Below are 18,940 nucleotides of genomic sequence, written 5' to 3' on the forward strand. Positions count from 1 at the left end.
GTCCGGTAAGTCTCGAATCATACGGTGACCTCTGCACGAATAGGGCCGATGGGGCTCACTTGCCAGACCGCGAATGGTAATTGCTGCGGATTGAGCGTGATCTGTTGCACCTTGCCGTTCCAAACGAAGCGATACCCCTGCATCAGATCTTCAACCTGCAGCGCCGCGTCGTCGGGCAGACCCCATTCCCACAATGGCAACTCGATGTTTGCCTGCTGTGTATTGAACGGGTCCAGATTGATGGCGATCAGCAATACGCTGTCGCCGAATCGGCCCGGCGTTGTTTCGTCCTGCGGTGCGGTAAAGCGTGCGAAGTACAGCACCTGATCGTTGGAGGCGAAGTAGAACCGCACGCCCAGGTGGTGCCGCAGCGCCGGATAATTGCGTCGCAAGGCGTTGAGCTTGCTGATTTCGGCGACGATATTGCCCGGTTGCTGCCAGTCCCGTGGGCGGATTTCGAATTTTTCCGAATTCACATACTCTTCCTTAACCTGATCTCCGACGACCAGCGGTTCGGATTCGCACATCTCGAACCCGCTATACATGCCCCACAAACCCGAAAGCAGGGCTGCGAGTGCGGCACGGATCAGGAAACCGGGGCGTCCTGAGCGATGCAGGAAATAGGGGTTGATGTCCGGCGTATTGACGAAAAAGTTTGGACGAAAATATTCGCGCAACGGGGTCTGCGTCAGCTCGGTGAGGTAGGTGCTCAGTTCCGTCTTGTCGTTACGCCAGGTGAAATACGTGTACGACTGCGAGAAACCGAGCTTGCCTAACCTGGCCATCGGTTTTGGCCGCGTAAAGGCTTCGGCGAGGAAAATCGCGTCGGGATACACCGCGCGAACATCGGCGATCATCCATTCCCAGAACGGCAGCGGTTTGGTGTGCGGGTTGTCGACGCGGAAAATCCGTACACCGCGCGCGGCCCAGAACACGACCGTGTCGCGCAGCGCTTGCCACAAGCTGCCGTCCGCTTTACCGTCCGCATTGTCGTCCGTCCGGCCGGCGTAGAAATCGACGTTGACGATATCCTGGTACTTCTTCGGCGGATTTTCTGCGTAGCGCACCGTGCCGTCGGGTCGATAAGAAAACCACTCGGGATGCTCGCGCAACCAAGGGTGGTCGGGCGAACATTGGATCGCGAAGTCGAGTGCGATTTCCAGCCCATGTTCCGCTGCGGCGGCGAGCAAGCGCTCGAAGCTTTCGAAGTCGCCTAGCTGGGGATGCAGGGCGTCGTGGCCGCCTTCGTGCGACCCGATTGCGTACGGGCTGCCCGGTTCGTCAGGTGCGGCGTTCAGGCTATTGTTGCGGCCTTTGCGATGGGTTTTACCGATCGGATGGATGGGCGGGAAATACAAAACATCGAAGCCCATCGCGCTGATCGCCGGCAAGCGTTCGATCACGTCGTCGAAGCTGCCGTGCTGGGTGGGGTTGCTTGTTTGCGAGCGAGGAAACAGTTCATACCAGCTACCGAATTGCGCTGTGAGCCGTTCCGCTTCGACCGGGTAGGCACGGTCATGCAGCACGCCGAACGGTCTGCTGCCGCCCGCTTCAAGCGCGTCGCGGGTAGCGGGATCGAGCAGCAAGTCTAGATAGGTATCGCGGGTTTCGCGATTCGGTGGACCGGAGTCGGTGCGGGTCAGCGCCGCGGCCAGGGTGCCGAGCGTCTGCGTGAGTTCGGCGGTGAGGTGGGGGCCGGTGGCAGCGCCTTCGATGAGCTTGAGCGCGAGCAGCCTGCCTTCTTCGGTTTCGAGGATCAAATCCTGTCCGGCGGCGCGCTTTTTCGCGATTTCGTCCAGCCAGGTTGCGAACGGGTCATACCAGGCATGGATGGTGAATTCGTAGCGGCCCAGCTGTTCAAGTGCAAACTCGCCGCGCCAGCGGTCGTTGCCGAGCAAACGCATTGGCGCTTCCTGCCAGGTCTTGGCGCCCACGGGTCGCCAGCGTACCGCTACCTGGAGCACGTCGTGGCCGTCCATCCAGGCGTCGGCTTCCACGGTGACGCATGCACCCACCACGCGCCTGACGGCGAAGCGGCCGGCGTCGCAGGTCGGTTGTACATTTTCGATGGCGATGCGCGGCGCGCGCAGTGCCGATTCCAGCGCTGTCTGCGCGGCCTTGCGCTCACTGGCCTTGGTTCGCTGCACCTGACGAGGCACTGGCGATGCGGGGACGACGCGAAACAGGCGTACCTCGCCCGGCGCGAGCGACACCGTGTCTACTGGGGTATAGCGATGGTGCGCATGTGCGGCTTCGGTTTCGAGGCCCGAGGTGTCGCGTGTCAATTCGCGAGGCGCGGAATTGCCGCGCATCGATTCGTTACCCATCGATGCGCCGTTCGCGGATGCGCCATTCGTCGACGCGCCGTCCCTGGGATCGTCGTCTCTGAGCCCGCCGTCCCGGAGTTTGGGGATCGGCAATTCGATCAATCCAGCGGCGCCCGTACGTGGCGCGAGGCCCGACAAAATCCGCTCCACAGGATAGTGAGCCTCGGCGTCAAGCGACGGGTTGATCGCGACCAACATCGAGTCGTGCGGATACGTTAGCGTGCGTGCGAGCAAAGCCATTGTGCCGTCCACGCCGCCGAGCAACTGTGACGCCGGTTGCGTCGGCATGTCGGCTGCTTTCGCACGCGCACTGGCTGACAATGCGCCACCTGAAGATGCGCTGCCCGCGCTCGGAAAAGCGCTATGCGCGGCGAGCCACGCGTTGGCTGCGATGACATCTTGCGATAAATCGTAACGCTGATCGCCACCGAACTCGAAACCCGCCGGCATCAGCAGCGCATCTGCGCAGGCGGCCGCACAGAACAGCAAGCGTCGAGCGGCTGCTTCGCCGAGCGGGAACTCCTGAGGCGCAAGCGCCGACATCGGATTGATCAGCACCGCGTCGAGCGCGCGCAGGCGTTGCTGCTCTTCTGCGAGCCAGGCGCCGCGAAAATCCCACCAAGGTAGCGAAGAAAAAACGCCATCGAAACCGCATATCGAGAGCGCCTGCAATTGTGCAGGGCTCAAACCGGGCGTCCAGGCAAGAAACAGCAGAGGGCGGCCTGCGCGTTCGCGAGTCGCGTTCAACAGCTCGCGCCATCGCTGCGCCGGCAGGCTGGCCGGCAGGGGGCAACGAAAGCCGTCCACACCGGCGGCCACTAGCGCGCTCAATTGGTCGGCCCACCGTGGGTCTTGCTGGCTGCTGTCGGCGCCGTCGAAAGCGTCAGCCATTGCGATGCCGGGCGGCGGGGCAGGGGCAATATCGAGTAGCAGCGCTAGTCCGTGCTTTTTGCAGAGTTGGCTTAGTTGCGCTAGCGCATCATGACGTGACGGATCATGATGTGAGTCGGCCGCCGCAGCGCTTTCTCGCACCTCGGGGCTGGCAAACAACGTGGCGCTAGCGGCGCCTACCAGGAAGTGACCGAACCCGAGTTCGGCGCTGCGGCTTATCTGTTGTTCCAGATCGCCAAGTGCTGCGCCAAACCCTTCGGCATAGGAGTGGGGAATGGTATCGACACAATAGATTCTCAAAGCGTTTCCTATGAGGCGACACGAAACGAGGTAAGCCGCTAAGAGTGAGCCGCTTGAGGAGGAAAGCCCTGGTTCTCCCCCTCAAGCGACGCCGGATTACGCCAGCTTCAGGTTGCTGAAAACTTCATTGCCGGCCGTAGCCGGGGTGCGACGCGGCTTGCGCGTGCGCTCGCGAGGTGCGGTGACTGCGGCTGTAACCTCGGCCGTGACTTCCCCGGCGACCGCCGCAGCGACGGCACTCGACTCCATAGCGACCGCCGCAGCAACGGCACTCGGGTGCATGGCGGCCGCAACTTGCAAGACGGCCTCCTCAGTCTGCGCGAAGGCCCGGCTCACGGCGCCGGTCGTCAAGCTCGCATACATCTGCACGTACTCCGAACCCGATGCATCCCAACTGAACTCGCCGCGCATGCCGTTACACAACAGCACTTGCCACACTGGCTCTTGCTCATAGACCGCCACGGCGCGGCGTATTGCCCCCGCCATGTCGGACACGGTCTCACCGTCGAACAGGAAACCGGTCGCGCCGCTAACGGGTGTACCGTTCAAGCCCATATCGCGCACCGTATCGATCATTCCACCCACTCGCGAGGCGATCGGCACGGTGCCATACCTCATTGCATAGACCGGCGTGAGACCGAAGGGTTCGAAGCGACTGCCGTGCAACAGCATGTCGCCGCCCGCATGCAACAGATGAGCGAGATCTTCTTCATAGCCGATATGGACCCCGACACGCCCGGGATACTGGGCTGCCAGCGCGCGCATGCCGTGCTCGATCGCGGCTTCGCCGCAGCCCAGCACGGCCACTTGTAGCTGCGCGTTTTCCGATAACAGGACCGCCAATGCCTCAAGTGCGACCTCCGCCATCTTCTGCGAGGTGAGTCGGCTGCCGTGCACGAGCAACGGGGCGCGCGCATCGATCGCAAGACCGAACGCGGTTTGCAGGCTGCGTTTGCACAGGGCTTTGCCCTCGCGGTTCGTCGCACTGTAGGTCTTGGGCAAGCTCGTGTCGCTCGCCGGATTCCATGCCTGCGCGTCGATACCGTTCGGGATTGCGCTCAAGCGGTCACGGCGGGAGACCAGCAATCCGTCTAACCCATGGCCAAATCGCGGCGTGAGAATTTCGCGAGCGTAGGAATGACTGACGGTCGTGACGTAATCGGCAAAGAGAATGCCGGCCTTCAGGTAGCTGACCTGGCCCCAGAACTCGACGCCATCGGCGCCGCGTGCAGTCGCGGGGACTCCGAGTTCGTCAGCCTGTTCCATGGGGAATACGCCTTGGAACGCCAGGTTGTGGATGGTCAGTACCGATGGCACCTTGACTGCACGTTCGCGCATGAGCAGCGGCGTGAGTCCGGCGTGCCAATCATGCGCGTGCACAACGTGCGGCACTTCCAGCGCTGTACCGCCCGCGGCGATATGCGTGGCGGCGTGACTCAAAGCCGCAAAGCGTAGCGCGTTGTCGGCGAAGTCGCGGCCGAATGCGTCGACATAAGGACCGCCGGCGCGATCGAACAAACTGTCATTGTCGACCAGCGCAACCGTCACGTCGGAATCGGGAAAGCGCCCGCAGAGTAAGTGTGACGGTGTTTTGCAGCCGGGCGGCGCGGGAATCTCGCCCATCTGGCGCAGGTTACGTGCGCTCGCCACCGCTTGCGGATAAGCGGGCATCAGCACGGTAACGTCGACACCTCGATTCTGCAGCGCGCTAGCCAGCCCGCTGACAGCATCACCCAATCCGCCGGTCTTGGCGAGCGGAACGGCCTCAGCGGCCACAAATAGGACTCTTGGATTCAATCTCGGCTCCGTTTGGTTACACGCGGGTTTGTCCCTCTACTGATTGCGAGGATCGTGCCAGCTTGGGGGGCCAAAGTGAGAAATGCTCCAAAACCCTGAGTCCATATGGACGTTTCCACGGAAGGGCACAAGAGAACGGAACTGCCGAAAAAGAGGGGGTATGCCCGAGCATGTAAAAACTGCCTACATCGGTAGAACGTGCGAGGTCAAATTTACCGGGTTGACCGCATGCCGTGGTTTTACATCGGCGGGCATGGCTTTTGCACTATTGAGCTTACCCAGGTCGGCGCGTTCGAATACTGACGAGGCGCTGAGCAAGCCGGCGACCCATACGCCGGTCAATTTACAGATAGGAGAGATGTCATGCCTTACATACTAGGTTGGTTCATGGGTGTGCCCCTGATCGTGCTGGTTCTTCTTTTCCTTATTTTTCATTAACCGCTTTCCATACCCACGAGGTCAATGAAATGGCTACGATCCTGACTCAACCGCGCGCTTTGCGCATTTCTTGGGGCGCCGTGTTCGCCGGCGTCGTGTTATCGCTGGTGACGGTGATGATTCTTAATTTGCTCGGTGCGGGAATTGGCGCGTCGGCGCTGGCACCACTCAAATACCAGAATCCGCTGAATGGTTTTGGCTACGCTACCGGCGCTTGGCTTTTGATCGTGTCGGTCATCGCCGTCGTGATCGGCTCGTACCTTGCCGGTCGCTGCGCCCCCGTGCTGGGCTGGCTACACGGCATTCTCGCGTGGGGCGTCATGACCATGCTAGTGGTGTACGTGGCGTTTTCGCTGGCCGGTAGCGCCCTCAACGCCGCAGGTAACGTGGCGGCAGTGAGCGCCAACGTGGCGGGACAAATGGCGGGAGCGGCGGCCAACGGCGCTGCGGCGAACGGTGACGTCAACAACGGTGTCGTCACCAATGGGGCGGTCCAGTCCAACGCCCAGTCGCTTGCGAACGCCGCAAGTCAGCAGCTACAGCAACACGGCATCGATCCGAATGCGCCGCTGCAACCCCAAGCCGACGCGCAACTGCGTGTTGCGGCCGACACGGCAGCTCATAATGTCGCGCGCGCTACGTGGTGGGGATTTGCGTTGCTGGTGTTGGGCGCGATTATCGCGGCGGCAGCGGGTAATCTCGGCTTTCGTCATCAGCCGCTAGTGGAGGAAATGGGCGGCGCAGCGGTCGTTCCGACGGCTCGCGTTATGCCGGGCATGATGCGCAATGAGGTTGATCCCTTGCGTTAAGGCGCGCTTAGGGTTGAGTAGGACGTACCTCGGCAGGACATATCACCTTGTGTTGCCCCGTGTCATTCGCGCAGCCATTGCTGTGGATGACACGGGGCTTTTTTACGTGCGCCGGGGAATACCTGCCGTGTAAAAAATACACGTTCGACTTTGGATTTCCAACACGCCAACACACGGGGTGACGCCGGCGGTAGTCATCAAAGGTTGGCCCCAATGGCCTGTGCACGGGGCCTTGCGAGGGTATCTGACCCCGCGGCAAGACTTATTCTGCAGGTGGCAATCAGGGCAGGAACGCGTCTTGCTTAATAGAACGTAACACCCGTCATCAGGCGGGTATATAAGCAAGAGGAGAGATGTTATGGGCCGTCTCGGTTTTAGACTACGCGATATTGGCAGCTACCTGATGATCGCTATTGCAACGAGCCTGTTCGTCGCCACGCATATGCAACGTAACGCCGCGTCGGCGGCGCAGGACGAGACACGATCCGCGGCCATGTCGCGTGAAGTGGGGGTCACCGGGGGCAGCAGCCATCCCAACGAGCGCCTTTGCATGCGCACCGGCGAGGAACGTGGCGGTGTATTCCAAGGCTCGACCCCGACTGCCGGCCCTTGCATGATGGTTCATTGGGCGCCGACGGTATGGCACGGCCGCAAGCACTCGGTTGGCATCGTGTGATTCCAGGGTCCCCGGCGTGAGGCGCCGTCGGTAATTTCTACACTGCACAGCGGAAATCTCTGGTGACCCTCCTTATTCGCGCGAAGGCGATATTGCGTTGGTTCGTGATGCTGGCCCGAGCCCTGTTCGCGGCTGTCATGGGTTGGTCTGAGGATCACTGTTCTACGATGGCCGCAGCATTGGCGTTTTACGCGGCTTTTTCGCTGGCCCCTATGCTCGTGATTGTGATCGCCATCGCCGGTTTTTTCTTTGGGGCCGAAGCGGTTACCGGGCAGCTCTTCGGCCATATCCAAAGCCTCGTCGGCGCCGACGGCGCAAGCGTGATCCAGGCCACCGTGTCGAACGCCTGGAAAGCGCGTAGCGCGGGCGGCAGTTGGGCCGCGCCACTGTCGGTGCTGGCTATCTTGGTAGGCGCTTCGGCAACCTTCGCCGAGCTCAACGCCTCCTTAAACCGTATTTGGCGGGTTACCGCCCCCGTGAGTGAATCGAGTTGGCTGGCCCTGCTGCGCATCCGCATGATTTCGTTCGGACTGGTCATTGGTTTGGGTTTTCTGCTGTTGGTGCTGCTGATAGCCGACGCAGCATTGGCGTTGGCCGGGCAATACCTGTGGAGTTGGAGTTCGGCTTCACTCGTGCTCAGCCAGGTATTCCAGTCGCTCTTTTCGTTGGTGTTCCTGGCTATCGCCTTCGGTGCCTTGCTCAAGATATTGCCCGACAAGACGATGCGCTGGGGGGACGTCGCGCTCGGCGGTATTGCTGCGTCCGTATTGTTTATCGGTGGCAAGGGACTCTTTGCGTTCTATTTATCGCGCGCCGGCACCGCCAACACCTTCGGTGCGGCCGGTGCGCTGGCAGTGATTTTGATGTGGTTGTTTTATTCGGCCGCGGTATTCTTGTTCGGCGCCGAATTGGCGGCATCCTGGTCACGGCTCAAGACTGAAGCGGTGAAACGGCATGCGGGATCCAACCCCCAACCCACACCTGAACTCAAGGTAGAACTCAAGGCCGAAGCTAAGGCAAGACCCTAAGAGGGATCCCAAGCTTGCTACCGAGCCTTTCTCCAAACCGCTGCGCGATCAGATCTGACGACGCAACTCCGCGCTGGGCAATTTCAGCTGGCCACGATACTTGGTAACAGTGCGACGGGCTACTACCACGCCGTGGCTAGCCAGCATGCGTGTGAGGTCGACATCGGATAGCGGCGTGCCGGCGTCTTCCGCTTCCACCATCCCTTTGAGCAAAGCGCGTACTGCTGCAGCCGAGCAGGTGCCGCCACTTTCGGTGGCCAGCTCGCGCGAGAAAAAGTGCTTGAATTCAAAAATACCGCGTGGTGTCGCCATGTACTTGTTGCCGGTTGCACGCGAGATGGTCGACTCGTGCAAGTCCAGCAACTCCGCGCATTCGCGTAAGCCGAACGGTTTGAGTGCTGCATCGCCATATTCGAAAAAATTGCGCTGATGCGCCACGATCGTCTCGGCTACCCGCTGGATAGTCGAGAAGCGCTGCTCGACATTGCGCATCAACCAGCGCGCTTCCTGCAGCTCTTGCGCCAGCGGCGCGCGGTCCTTGCAATGGGCTTGCTTGAACAAGTCGGCATAAACCTGATTCAGCCGCGCGCGCGGTAACACCGCGGTATTGGTCGTTACCCGCCAGACTCCTTTGATCTTGCGCACGATGACGTCCGGCACCACATAGGTCACGCCACTATGGCCGTAACGCAGACCCGGTTTGGGATCGAGGCTGCGGATCAATTGAAACGCACCACGGATCTCGTCTTCACAACAACCGAGTACCCGTCCGACTTCGGTGTATTCGCGCCGCGCCAACTGATTCAGATAGCGATCGATCAACTGCCCAGCGAGCTTCACGGTATGCGCAGCAACCCCATTGCCGGTATCGACTCCGGATCCGAGCGCCTGCAATTGCAAATGCAGGCATTCGGCCAGGTTGCGCGCCGCGATCCCGGGCGCGTCGAGCTGTTGCACGAGCTTGACGGCCATCGATAGCTCGCAATCGTCCGGTGGCGGATCGATCGGAAATGCTGCGGTCAATTCAGCCAGGTCCTGCCGCAGATAGCCATCGTCTTCGAGCGCTTCGATAACCAATTCGGCGAGCATACGATCGCGCTCGCTCAAGCGATAATGAGTCAGCGCGCGATGCAAATGCTCTCGCAAGCTCAATTGCGCGGCCCGCCATTCGCCGGCATCGACGTAATCGTCGTCGCCATCGCCATTTTTGCGGCGTTCGTGTTTGGGGTAATCGGAGATATAGTCCGAGCCGGTCCCGGTGTCGCCATAGAGATCGCTGTCGTCACTTTGGCCGCTTTCACTATATGCCTCGACATCGGCGCTGTCGATCTCGGTGCTCGGCGTCAGCGATGGGTCCGTCTGCAATGCGGCATCTGCGTTTGAGAACGTGGCTTCTGGTTCGCCGGTCCGGTCAGGTCCAGCGTCGATGTCGGCGTGGGCGGACACGTTCGCGTCAGCGCTGTCTTCAGCGGCTGTGCCGGCTTCGTCTTCTTCCAGGAACGGATTGTTCGCCAGAGCTTGTTGCAGTTCCTGCGCCAGTTCGAGGGCCGATAACTGCAAAAGTTTGACCGATTGCTGCAGACGCGGCGTGAGCGTAAGGTGCTGTGTGGCCCGTAGGTCGAAGCTGGGCTGTCCCAATTTTTTTCTCCGCATGGCGCCCTTGTGAATCAAGGGCTTCATGTGCAGAGGGGTGCAAGTTGTATGCCAGCGCTTAAAGCCTGCTATAACAAGGGGGAATCAAGGAGGGAGGCGGTGAGGCACGAAAAATGCGCAGGCGCGCCCGATAGCGCCATGTAAATTCTGCCCGCGATTGAAGCGATGACGCCCTGGGGCCATCAGGTATTTTGAGTATCCGGTCCTTGATAGGCGAGCAAGCGGTTGTATAGCGTTTTAAGGCTGATGCCGAGCGCTTGTGCGGTTTGCTGCTTGTCGCCTTCGAAGTGTTCGAGCGTGGCCAAAATGATTTCACGCTGCGCATCGGCCAAGGTGGTGCCGATTGCGACATTCACGCAGCCCTCTGCGTGTGCGACCCGTTTGCTTCGATTCGCCAGGTAGGGATTGGGAATCTCGATCACGCGATCGGCGAGGATGAAAGCGCGGTGAACCGTATTCTTCAATTCGCGGATATTGCCAGGCCAATGATAGGTACGCATGGTTTCGAGCGCGCGCGTCGAAAATACCTTTTCGGCTTTTTCGGTGGCGTTGAAATGCTCGAGAAAATAATTCGCCAACAGCTCGATATCTTCCGTGCGTTCGCGCAGGGGTGGCACCTGCAGCGGAAATACCGCCAGCCGGTACAGCAAATCCTCGCGCAGCACGCCTTCCTGGACGGCTTGCAGCGGGTTACGGTTGGTGGCGGCGATGACCCGCACGTCGGCGACGATCAACTCGCTGCCGCCCACACGGTTGAACTTGCCGCTTTCCAGCACGCGCAATAACTTGATCTGCATCTCGGGCGCCATCTCGGTGATTTCGTCGAGAAACAGCGTACCGCCGCAAGCATGTTCGAAATAGCCGATTTGTTGTTGTATAGCGCCCGTGAAACTGCCTTTTTCGTGACCAAACAGTTCTGCCTCGATCAAGCCGGCCGGAATGGCGCCGCAGTTGACCGGAATAAACGCCTGCTTATGCCGCGCGCTTTTATCGTGAATCGCTTTGGCGACCACTTCTTTTCCGGATCCGCTTTCGCCGGAAATCAGCACCGTTGCAAGGGTCTGTGCAACGCGCCCGAGCTGCCCATAGAGCTGTTCCATCGCGGGGCAATGGGTCTTGAGCAGGCCTAGCGACGACGCTGCGGGCTCGATTGACGGTTCTGGCACTTCTACACTGGACATGGCGACGGATAGGTTTCGGACGTGGTTAAGGTACGTGAAATTCGGGTACGTGAAGCTCGGGTACGTGAAAATCGGTTCGCGGAAATCGGCGCTCGGGTCGATTCCGATGATACCTACAAAAAGCGATGTATTAGAAATTGTAGGAATTGCAGGGTCGCAAGAGCCACTTTTTCGACGGACGAGGCTTGTGTACGCGATGTTGGACACCGTGTCTGCAATAAAGTGCGGTGATCACGGCACGGCTGAAGATCTAACGCGCGGGCCTTTATATGAGCGCTGGGTGAACTTATAAGGCACGATTCGTTCCAAATTTGCGGTTGCATAGATATATCACTCAGCTTCACCCACAGGAGAATTGAATGGCGCATATCCTGATAGTCGATGACGATGAGAATACCCGCTCTGCGCTGGTAGAAATCGTGTCGTCGCAAGGATTTACGACATCGGTAGCGGGCGACCTGCGTGAAGCGTGCATTCAGATCGGTTGGCAAATGCCGGACGTGGTGCTGGCCGACCTGAAGCTGCCCGACGGCAGCGGTATGGATTTGTTCAAGGAGCTCGAAAACTCGGGAGAGGTCGAATTCATTGTCATGACGGGGCACGCGAGCGTGGAGAGTGCCGTGGATGCTTTGCGCCTGGGCGCGTCCGATTACCTCGTCAAACCGGTTAATATGCAGCGCCTGAAGGCGATTCTCGATCGCGTGCCGCGTACCGGCGATCTCAAGGCGGAAATCGGTTCCTTGCGTGGCGAATTGCGGCGCTTCGGGCGCTTCGGCAAGATGCTCGGTGGTTCGCCGGCGATGCAACAGCTCTACGACCAGATCGGCAAAGTGGCGCCGACCGAAGCAACCGTGTTACTGATAGGCGAAAGCGGCACCGGCAAGGAGCTCGCCGCGCAGACGCTGCACGACTTGAGCTTGCGGCGCAAGCGGGTGTTTCTGCCGGTGAATTGTGGCGCGATTTCGCCCAATTTGATCGAGAGTGAAATGTTTGGCCATGAGCGCGGCAGTTTCACCGGTGCCGATCGGCAGCATAAGGGTTTTTTCGAACGCGCCCACGGTGGTACCTTGTTTCTCGACGAAATCACCGAAATGCCGATCGAATTGCAAGTCAAGTTGCTGCGTGTACTGGAGACCGGCTTGTTCATGCGGGTGGGCACCAACCGTGAGATCGAAACCGACGTGCGCGTGATTGCGGCGACCAACCGCAATCCCGAAGAGGCGGTCGAGCAAGGGCGCATGCGGGCCGATTTGTATCACCGCCTCAATGTGTTTCCGCTTGAACTTCCGCCGCTGCGCCAGCGTGGCAACGATGTCGAACTGATCGCGCTAAGCCTGCTCGAACAACTCAATAGCGCGCACCAGACCAGCAAGAGCTTTCCCCCCGAAGTGCTGCAAGCGATGCAGGCTCACGACTGGCCCGGCAATGTGCGCGAGCTCAAGAACTATGTGCAGCGCGCCTATATTCTCGGTGGCGAGCGCAGTATCGATGCGTTGGCGGTCAGCTTGCACACCCCGAGCGCCAAGCCATCCGCCGGAGCGACAGTGTCGTTGCCGGTGGGGGTCAGTCTTGCGCAAGCCGATCGGCAACTTATTGTCGCCACATTGCAGCAATGCGGTGGTGTGAAGAAGCACGCGGCTGAAGTCCTCGGCATCAGCCTGAAGACACTCTATAACCGGCTTGAAGAATATAGCGCCCAGGGCCTGTTGCCGCCCGAGGCGGGGGAGGTCGCGCCTGGGCGCGGCGGGTCTGCGGACCCGGCGAATACGCGGCGCGAACTCGCCGATGCAGATTGATTATGAATGCCCTGTGGCGCTGGCAGTTCAGGAGCGCGATTTGCTGCGATTGCCGTATTACCGGCTGGTTTTCTGCAAAATCGCTTCCGCCCGCGCTTTCACTCGTGCATTCACCCGCGCATTCACACAATGTGACTCGGCGCAGCAAGCAAGGACCCGATAATGATTGATCCAAGCGCGACAGTTACGGAAGGCGGAGGCCGCCGCTCAAGCTATTTAATGGCCTGTTCGTTGGCGCTGCACGCGCCGCCCGAGCAAGAGCCTGAGCCTCCACCACCTGAGTATGAGCCGGAGCCTGCGCCAGACCCGATCGGCGACCCTCCGATGCCGCAACCGCATCAGCCGGAGCCGGTTGAGTTGCCTCCCGCGTCGCCGCCCGAACAGCAGCCCCAAATGCATGCGATAGTGCAACGCGCCAAGTGGTTTACTGCACGACCGATCTTATCGGCTGCGTGAGCTTTTTTGACTGAAGGCCAAGTTTTATTCTGGAGAGTGCTCGATGACGGCCCCCGTAGTTGGCCCGGTAAATAGCGCGGTTGTTACGGCCGAGTTGCGCAGTGCCGCCGCCCGCCATCATCCTCATCTAGTGTGGATCGCCACGCCGGACGGTTGTTGGGTAGACCTTAACGAACATTGGACTGTGCTCACCGGCCGAAGCATTGCGCAGTCGCTCGGCATCGGTTGGCTGGAGTGTTTGGCGGGCAACGGGCGCGCGCAGGCCGAGCAGCAATGGCGTGCCGCACTCGCTAAGCGTGCCGCCGCGAAATTCGATGTTTCCATAGTGCGGGCCGATGGCCAGGAGCAACAGATGGTGTTCACGAGCGACCCGGTTGTCTCGACACAAGGCGAGCTAAGCGGTTATGTCGGCTGTCTCGAAGCCAAATCCGAACTCGAGGCGGCGTTACGCGATTCACAGGCGGCATGCCAGCGCGCCGAGGCGGCCTTGCAGGTGCGCGATCAATTCTTGGCGGTGATCTCACACGAACTGCGCTCGCCGCTGAGCGGCATCCAAAGTTGGGCTTACGTGTTGGAGCGCACGCTTGATGCGAACGCGGCGCCGACCATGCAGCGCGCGTTGACGGGCATCAAGACAGGGGTGCAACAGCAAGTTAAATTGATCGATAATTTGATGGATGCAGCGCAAGTGATGTCGGGCCGAGTGACCCTGCAGTCCGAGCCTCTGGACCCGCAGTCGCTGTTTGACGAAGTACTCGCACGGCTGCAATCGCAGCTCGATGAAAAACGCATCGACATGCGTCGCGAGATCGAGCCCGCCGGCAAGATCTGGGGCGATCGGGTTCGAACCCTGCAAGTGATCGAGAATTTGTTAGCCAACGCGATCCGGTTCTCAGAGCCGGGTGGCACGATCATCGCAACGGTGCGACTGTCGGGCGAAGAAATTCGTATCGGTGTGACTGATTTCGGCAAGGGCATCGCGCCGCATCGTTTGCCGTTGCTGCAGGATCCCGACCAGCAAAGCGTCGCGCCGACGTCTGCTGACGCGAGCGCGCGCGGCATGTCGAAGCCAACGCGGCCGTGGCAACCGGCCGGTATCGGGCTCAAGCTGGCCTTGACCCGGCGCTTGCTTGAATTGCTCGGGGGGCGCATGACGCTCACGAGCGAGGGCGAAGGCAAGGGTGCTGAATTTGCGTTGTACTTTCCGGTGTTGCGCACGCAATAGGCGCGCATGCGCCGCAGTCGTGTCGGCCGAAGGGGGCGGTTCATGTTCGCATGGACCGCCCTTTGTCATTGCGGGGGGCTCAGGCGGGCTAGCGTGGGTTCCCGGGTAGAGGCGCCTCTGGGGTGGGCTCCGGATTGGTCCCGGCTAGGCTACGGGTAGGCCCGGTAATTGCTGCTTTATCAGGACTCTTCACTCGTCAGGAGTCTTTCCATGAGCGTGCATGTTTATCGAAAAGTAGAAATAACCGGCTCGTCGCCCGACTCTTCGGACGACGCCGTGCGCCGCGCACTGGAAGCGGCCAGCGGCGACATCGGCCCCATCGAATGGTTTGAAGTGACAGAGACACGTGGCCACGTCAATGAAGGAAAAATCTCTCATTGGCAGGTCACGATCAAAGCGGGGTCTCGCTTCGTTTGATGTCTCGCAAGTCCACGCGTTTGCGTTTGGTGCGTCGCCTTGGTTATCGCTACACGCGTATTACGCGACGCCCGTCCATTGCCTCATTCATCACCTTAGCTGGAGAATTTCATGACTCAAGCCAAACACCCGAAATCATCGGCGTCCGAAGCGTCTGCGAAAGCACACGGCCCGGCAGGTTCGAAGGCCGAGCCGAGCAAGACCTATCAGCAAACGCTGGACGACGCGCTCGAGGATACGTTTCCGGCCAGCGATCCGATTGCACCGGGCGCGGCAGCGCATCCGCTGGAACGCGCACATCACACTGACGAGGATGCCGACTGGCATCTCAAGCCGGGTAGCAAGCTGCCCAAGCCCAAGAAAACATGAGAGAGAAGGCGTGAAGTAGATCGCGCGAAGCAGGGGGCGTGGAGTAGATCGCGTGAAGTAGAGCACGTGGAGTAGAGCGCGTGAAAGAGGCGGTGCCGCAGGCGGCAGATTTACATCGAACGTGCAAATTTTACCGGGTCGCGTCGCGTGGCCCGCGTCGTGCGGCGGCGCGGTGCTCTAACGTTGCCTACCGCCCCACATGGACGCCGCAGCGGCTATTCGTACAGACAAGGCACGGTAATTGCGTAGCTAGAAGGGTGGCGCAGAAATTCTGCCGCATTCTTATCAACTCTGGAGGCAATCAATGCAAAAGCTCACCATTAAAGCTCTAATCGCTACCACCGCATCGATGCTCGCTTTGAGCGCCGTTGCCCAAAACACCCATACCGACAGCACATCGTCGGAAATCGGCGCTTCGAGCGCGACCACCACCACGACCACGACGTCGAGCGCGAACAAACGTTCGCCCACGCGTTACATGGACGACAAGACGATCAGCACCAAGGTCAACGCCAAATACCTGGTCGACGAAGATTTGAAGTCGCGTCACCTCAAAGTGCGTACCTACAAGGGCGTCGTGCATCTGACCGGCTACGCAGCGTCGCAGGACCAGGCTGATCATGCGGTTGCCATCGCCAAGGATATCGACGGCGTGAAGGCCGTCAAATCCTCGATCCAGGTCAAAGCCGACAACTGATCCTACCCATTCCTCTCCCCGTCGTAAGATCGTTAGGATGCCGGGTTATTTGGGTGGTTTGTTATCACCCGATTTCGCGCTCTGCGCACTCGGCTCCTGACTGCTATCTGTCGTGAGCTTGTGTACGCTCGACAGATAGGGTGGCGTGGGGGGGCTAGTGGTTGGGTTCCCGGTTGAGTTACGAGCCGCTGCGATTTCACCCGCAGCGGTTGTCTCGTCTACAGACGCCTGCGCTGATACCTGCGCAGGCGTTTCTTCAATGAACCTGCGCTGAGTATCTGCCACGCGTATGCCCAATTCGCGGAAGCGCTTGAGCATACGGCGGTTGAATTCGCGCTGCACGCCCCAGCGTCCCGAATCGCGAGCGCGTATCTGCCCGGACAGCGAGATCATTGCGCCGTCGACCACGTCTACACCCCAGTATTCGAAGTCGTTCAGGATCGCATCGGCGAACGCTGGATCTTGGCGCATCTCCGAACCGATTTCCTTGAGCACCGTGACCACGCGATCCAGATCCTCGTCGTACGCGACACTGACCTTGACCGCGGCATTGCCGACACCGCGATTCGTATTGTTCACGGTTGTCACCGAACTGAACGGCACCGTATAGAGCGAGCCGTCGCCGCCGCGCAAGCGTACCGTGCGTATCGACAAGTACTCGACGGTGCCTGACACGCCGGCCACCGTCACCCAGTCACCCACCTGCATCGCGTTTTCCATCAGCAGGAAAATGCCGGTGATGAAATCCTGCACCAGCTTTTGCGAACCGAATCCGAGCGCGACGCCGATAATGCTGGCGCTGGCCAGCAGCGGTGCGGTATTGACACCGAGCTGGTTGAGCGCAGTCATGCCGATGATCATGGCGATAACGATAAACAAAATCGAGCGCAGCATAGGCAGTAGCGTGCGCAGGCGCGCGGCGCGTAGACGGTCTTCCGAATCGCTCCATCGCTCGAGCCGTCGTTCGATGACGGCGTTGGTGCTTTCCCAGATGAACAGGGCGACCACGCACGAGACGCCGACCGTGATGCACGCGGATAACAAGTTCTTACCGATCGAGCCGGATAGAATCCATGCCCACGCGTCGATGCCCAGCACTTCGAGAATCGTCACGGTAGCCACTAGCAAGATCAGCGTCGAGACCGCGCGGCGCAGCAGCGGGTAATAGCGCAGCGCCCGCCGGCTCGCCGGCGGCAGGCTTTCGGGTTCGTCCGTATGGAACACGCGCGCCAGGGCGCCCAGCATGACGATGGCGAGAACGCGCGCCACGGCCAGCACCGCGATCGATTGTCCGAACAGGTCGAACACCCGAGACAGGCCGTTCTTGACATCGAGCGCCCAGACAAACCACAGCGCCACGATCAGCGAAATAGCGGCAATCGCCCAGATGTCGCTCAGCCAGGTGCCGAGCATGGCCAACGACGGACGGTGCGCCGTGACGCTGCGGATCCTTCTGGCGACCGGGCGCCGATAGCGCAGCACCATGGCCACAAGCAGCACGTGGCCGACCAGGACGGCGAAGCGCGAGAGCGCATCGTGCAGGTCGTCGCTGAAGCCGACAGTGGTCGCGACGTCGGCCAACGCGTTGCCCAGCACCGCCACACCGACGATCCAGCGCATCCATATCTGTAGACGATACGCGACGGTATCGGACAGGTTGAGCAGCCGCAGGGCCGGGGCGCGCGGCGCGATAAACAGCCGCACAATGATCATTACGGTGCGCACCACCAGGTAGGCATTGACCAAGGTGTCGAGCACGTCCTGGGTGGCGCTCGTGCTATCGACCCATAGCGAGGCCAACGAGGTGGCGATCAGGAAAAAAGCGATCGGCGGCAGTAGCGTCAGGACGAAGTGCACGAGCACATAGGGCAATTGTTGCAGCAAACGCCAGTGGGTTGCGGCCGAGACGGCGCCGCGCACTTGTTTGGCGCTGGTCTGAGCCGTCGACGATGCGCTTGCGGCCTGCTGCGCTGCTTTCGCTGCCTGTGCTGCCTGTGCTGCTTGTGCTGCTTGTGCAGTTTGAGGTGTCGAGGCGGTGGGCTGCGTAGCGTACGTGTCGGACGCATCGATGTCGGCGGCGTCTTCTTCCGATAGGTCGTCGGGTACGGCGTCGATGCCGGCCTCCGATCGGGCGGCCGCATCGCGGGCCGCATCCGCGGCATTCTCGGCCGGAATGCGCGCAACCTTTCTAGCATTGTTTTGCCGCACCGCGGCTTCGGCCCGTAGCGCACGTTGCGCGAGCAATTCGCGAGGATGCAGCAACGCCCATGCGATCAACCATTCGCCGGCGAGTGCGACCGCCAAGATGCCGGCCGTCATCCAAGCCAGCTTGAAGAGTTCCGCGCGCCGTTCTTCGGTGCGGGTGATCTCCTGTACGTCGGTGCCGAACGAGGAAAACCCGTGCCACAGTTCAGCGGCATTGCGCAATTGCACGATCGCGGCACGGCCCCAGCGGCTGGACTGATGTACCAGTTGCGCGATCAGCCCGTTGGACACCAGCGCATGAGTTGGGGCCGCGGCGCTCGCCGCGCTGGCGGGTGCGGCCGTGGCCGCAGCGCTGGAGTGGGTGGCCGCGAGGACGGCGGCCAGCGGCGTGGTTTGGGCGACCACATGGATCGCTGCCGCAGGCGCATGCGCGGTGGCCACCGGGTCGGCCGAGCTGGTCTGGCACCAAAGGATCAATAGCAGCGGCAGCAAAGCCCATCTGCAAATCTGGGGAAATCGGTAAGTTTTACGCATGAAGTTCGGTAAATGTTAAATGAAGCCACCTGAGCAACCCGCCTGAGCAAGCCGCGTGCGGTTACGCATCTGACACCTCACGCCGAGAAGGTTCCCGCCCGGACGATTTTACCGCCCACGACGCGGATAAGGACTTCAAAG

The 18,940-nt window shown here is 60.6% G+C and carries 13 protein-coding genes; 8 read left to right on the top strand and 5 right to left on the bottom strand.

What is annotated here, in order from left to right; genetic code table 11:
- Positions 1-17: 17 nt before the first annotated feature.
- Together GSQ77_RS09770 and glgA are read right to left on the bottom strand one after the other, a co-directional pair.
- Positions 18-3,518 carry an alpha-1,4-glucan--maltose-1-phosphate maltosyltransferase gene (locus tag GSQ77_RS09770; protein ID WP_254067537.1) on the bottom strand — a complete coding sequence of 1,167 codons (3,501 nt, stop codon included), beginning with the start codon at positions 3,516-3,518 and terminating at the stop codon, positions 18-20.
- 96 nt (positions 3,519-3,614) lie between these two features.
- Positions 3,615-5,315 carry a glycogen synthase GlgA gene (gene glgA / locus GSQ77_RS09775; RefSeq protein ID WP_158901482.1) on the bottom strand — a complete coding sequence of 567 codons (1,701 nt, stop codon included), beginning with the start codon at positions 5,313-5,315 and terminating at the stop codon, positions 3,615-3,617.
- Positions 5,316-5,782: 467 nt separating this feature from the next.
- On the opposite strand from glgA, the gene GSQ77_RS09780 reads away from it, so the two are divergent.
- From GSQ77_RS09780 to GSQ77_RS09790, 3 genes are all read left to right on the top strand, one after another.
- A complete protein-coding gene (locus GSQ77_RS09780; RefSeq protein ID WP_158901484.1) occupies positions 5,783-6,562 on the top strand; it encodes a YrzE family protein in 780 nt (259 codons plus the stop codon).
- Between the two features lie 358 nt (positions 6,563-6,920).
- On the top strand, positions 6,921-7,238 hold the full coding sequence (locus tag GSQ77_RS09785; protein WP_158901486.1) for a hypothetical protein: 318 nt from the start codon (positions 6,921-6,923) through the stop codon (positions 7,236-7,238).
- 62 nt (positions 7,239-7,300) lie between these two features.
- Complete coding sequence (locus GSQ77_RS09790; RefSeq protein WP_158901488.1) at positions 7,301-8,266, top strand: YihY/virulence factor BrkB family protein; 966 nt, start codon at positions 7,301-7,303, stop codon at positions 8,264-8,266.
- Positions 8,267-8,314: 48 nt separating this feature from the next.
- Here GSQ77_RS09790 and GSQ77_RS09795 read toward each other — a convergent pair whose 3' ends face one another.
- Together GSQ77_RS09795 and GSQ77_RS09800 are read right to left on the bottom strand one after the other, a co-directional pair.
- Positions 8,315-9,904 (bottom strand): RNA polymerase factor sigma-54, encoded by a 1,590-nt coding sequence (locus GSQ77_RS09795; protein WP_158901491.1) that lies wholly within the window; start codon positions 9,902-9,904, stop codon positions 8,315-8,317.
- A 197-nt stretch (positions 9,905-10,101) separates the two neighbouring features.
- Positions 10,102-11,100 carry a sigma-54-dependent Fis family transcriptional regulator gene (locus GSQ77_RS09800; RefSeq protein WP_158901493.1) on the bottom strand — a complete coding sequence of 333 codons (999 nt, stop codon included), beginning with the start codon at positions 11,098-11,100 and terminating at the stop codon, positions 10,102-10,104.
- A gap of 359 nt (positions 11,101-11,459) precedes the next feature.
- On the opposite strand from GSQ77_RS09800, the gene GSQ77_RS09805 reads away from it, so the two are divergent.
- From GSQ77_RS09805 to GSQ77_RS09825, 5 genes are all read left to right on the top strand, one after another.
- A complete protein-coding gene (locus tag GSQ77_RS09805) occupies positions 11,460-12,896 on the top strand; it encodes a sigma-54 dependent transcriptional regulator (RefSeq protein ID WP_158901495.1) in 1,437 nt (478 codons plus the stop codon).
- A 499-nt stretch (positions 12,897-13,395) separates the two neighbouring features.
- Positions 13,396-14,577 (top strand): PAS domain-containing sensor histidine kinase, encoded by a 1,182-nt coding sequence (locus tag GSQ77_RS09810; protein WP_158901497.1) that lies wholly within the window; start codon positions 13,396-13,398, stop codon positions 14,575-14,577.
- 210 nt (positions 14,578-14,787) lie between these two features.
- A complete protein-coding gene (locus GSQ77_RS09815; RefSeq protein ID WP_158901499.1) occupies positions 14,788-14,994 on the top strand; it encodes a dodecin in 207 nt (68 codons plus the stop codon).
- Between the two features lie 111 nt (positions 14,995-15,105).
- On the top strand, positions 15,106-15,363 hold the full coding sequence (locus GSQ77_RS09820) for a hypothetical protein (protein WP_158901501.1): 258 nt from the start codon (positions 15,106-15,108) through the stop codon (positions 15,361-15,363).
- A 304-nt stretch (positions 15,364-15,667) separates the two neighbouring features.
- Positions 15,668-16,060, top strand: a complete 393-nt coding sequence (locus GSQ77_RS09825; protein WP_158901503.1) for a BON domain-containing protein — start codon at positions 15,668-15,670, stop codon at positions 16,058-16,060.
- A 45-nt stretch (positions 16,061-16,105) separates the two neighbouring features.
- Here the strand turns inward: GSQ77_RS09825 and GSQ77_RS09830 are convergent, their stop codons facing one another.
- On the bottom strand, positions 16,106-18,799 hold the full coding sequence (locus tag GSQ77_RS09830) for a mechanosensitive ion channel domain-containing protein (RefSeq protein WP_158901505.1): 2,694 nt from the start codon (positions 18,797-18,799) through the stop codon (positions 16,106-16,108).
- Positions 18,800-18,940: the final 141 nt, after the last annotated feature.

Origin of the sequence: Burkholderia sp. L27(2015) (genome assembly GCF_009765705.1) — a bacterium.
Classification (GTDB): Bacteria; Pseudomonadota; Gammaproteobacteria; order Burkholderiales; family Burkholderiaceae; genus LMUX01.

What these genes read in the sequence shown, in the direction of transcription:
- GSQ77_RS09825 (WP_158901503.1), top strand. Translation starts at nt 15,668, where the DNA reads ATGCAAAAGCTCACCATTAAAGCTCTAATCGCTACCACCGCATCGATG.
- GSQ77_RS09820 (WP_158901501.1), top strand. Translation starts at nt 15,106, where the DNA reads ATGACTCAAGCCAAACACCCGAAATCATCGGCGTCCGAAGCGTCTGCG.
- GSQ77_RS09800 (WP_158901493.1), bottom strand. Translation starts at nt 11,100, where the DNA reads ATGTCCAGTGTAGAAGTGCCAGAACCGTCAATCGAGCCCGCAGCGTCG.
- GSQ77_RS09815 (WP_158901499.1), top strand. Translation starts at nt 14,788, where the DNA reads ATGAGCGTGCATGTTTATCGAAAAGTAGAAATAACCGGCTCGTCGCCC.
- GSQ77_RS09805 (WP_158901495.1), top strand. Translation starts at nt 11,460, where the DNA reads ATGGCGCATATCCTGATAGTCGATGACGATGAGAATACCCGCTCTGCG.
- GSQ77_RS09810 (WP_158901497.1), top strand. Translation starts at nt 13,396, where the DNA reads ATGACGGCCCCCGTAGTTGGCCCGGTAAATAGCGCGGTTGTTACGGCC.
- GSQ77_RS09780 (WP_158901484.1), top strand. Translation starts at nt 5,783, where the DNA reads ATGGCTACGATCCTGACTCAACCGCGCGCTTTGCGCATTTCTTGGGGC.
- GSQ77_RS09785 (WP_158901486.1), top strand. Translation starts at nt 6,921, where the DNA reads ATGGGCCGTCTCGGTTTTAGACTACGCGATATTGGCAGCTACCTGATG.
- GSQ77_RS09830 (WP_158901505.1), bottom strand. Translation starts at nt 18,799, where the DNA reads ATGCGTAAAACTTACCGATTTCCCCAGATTTGCAGATGGGCTTTGCTG.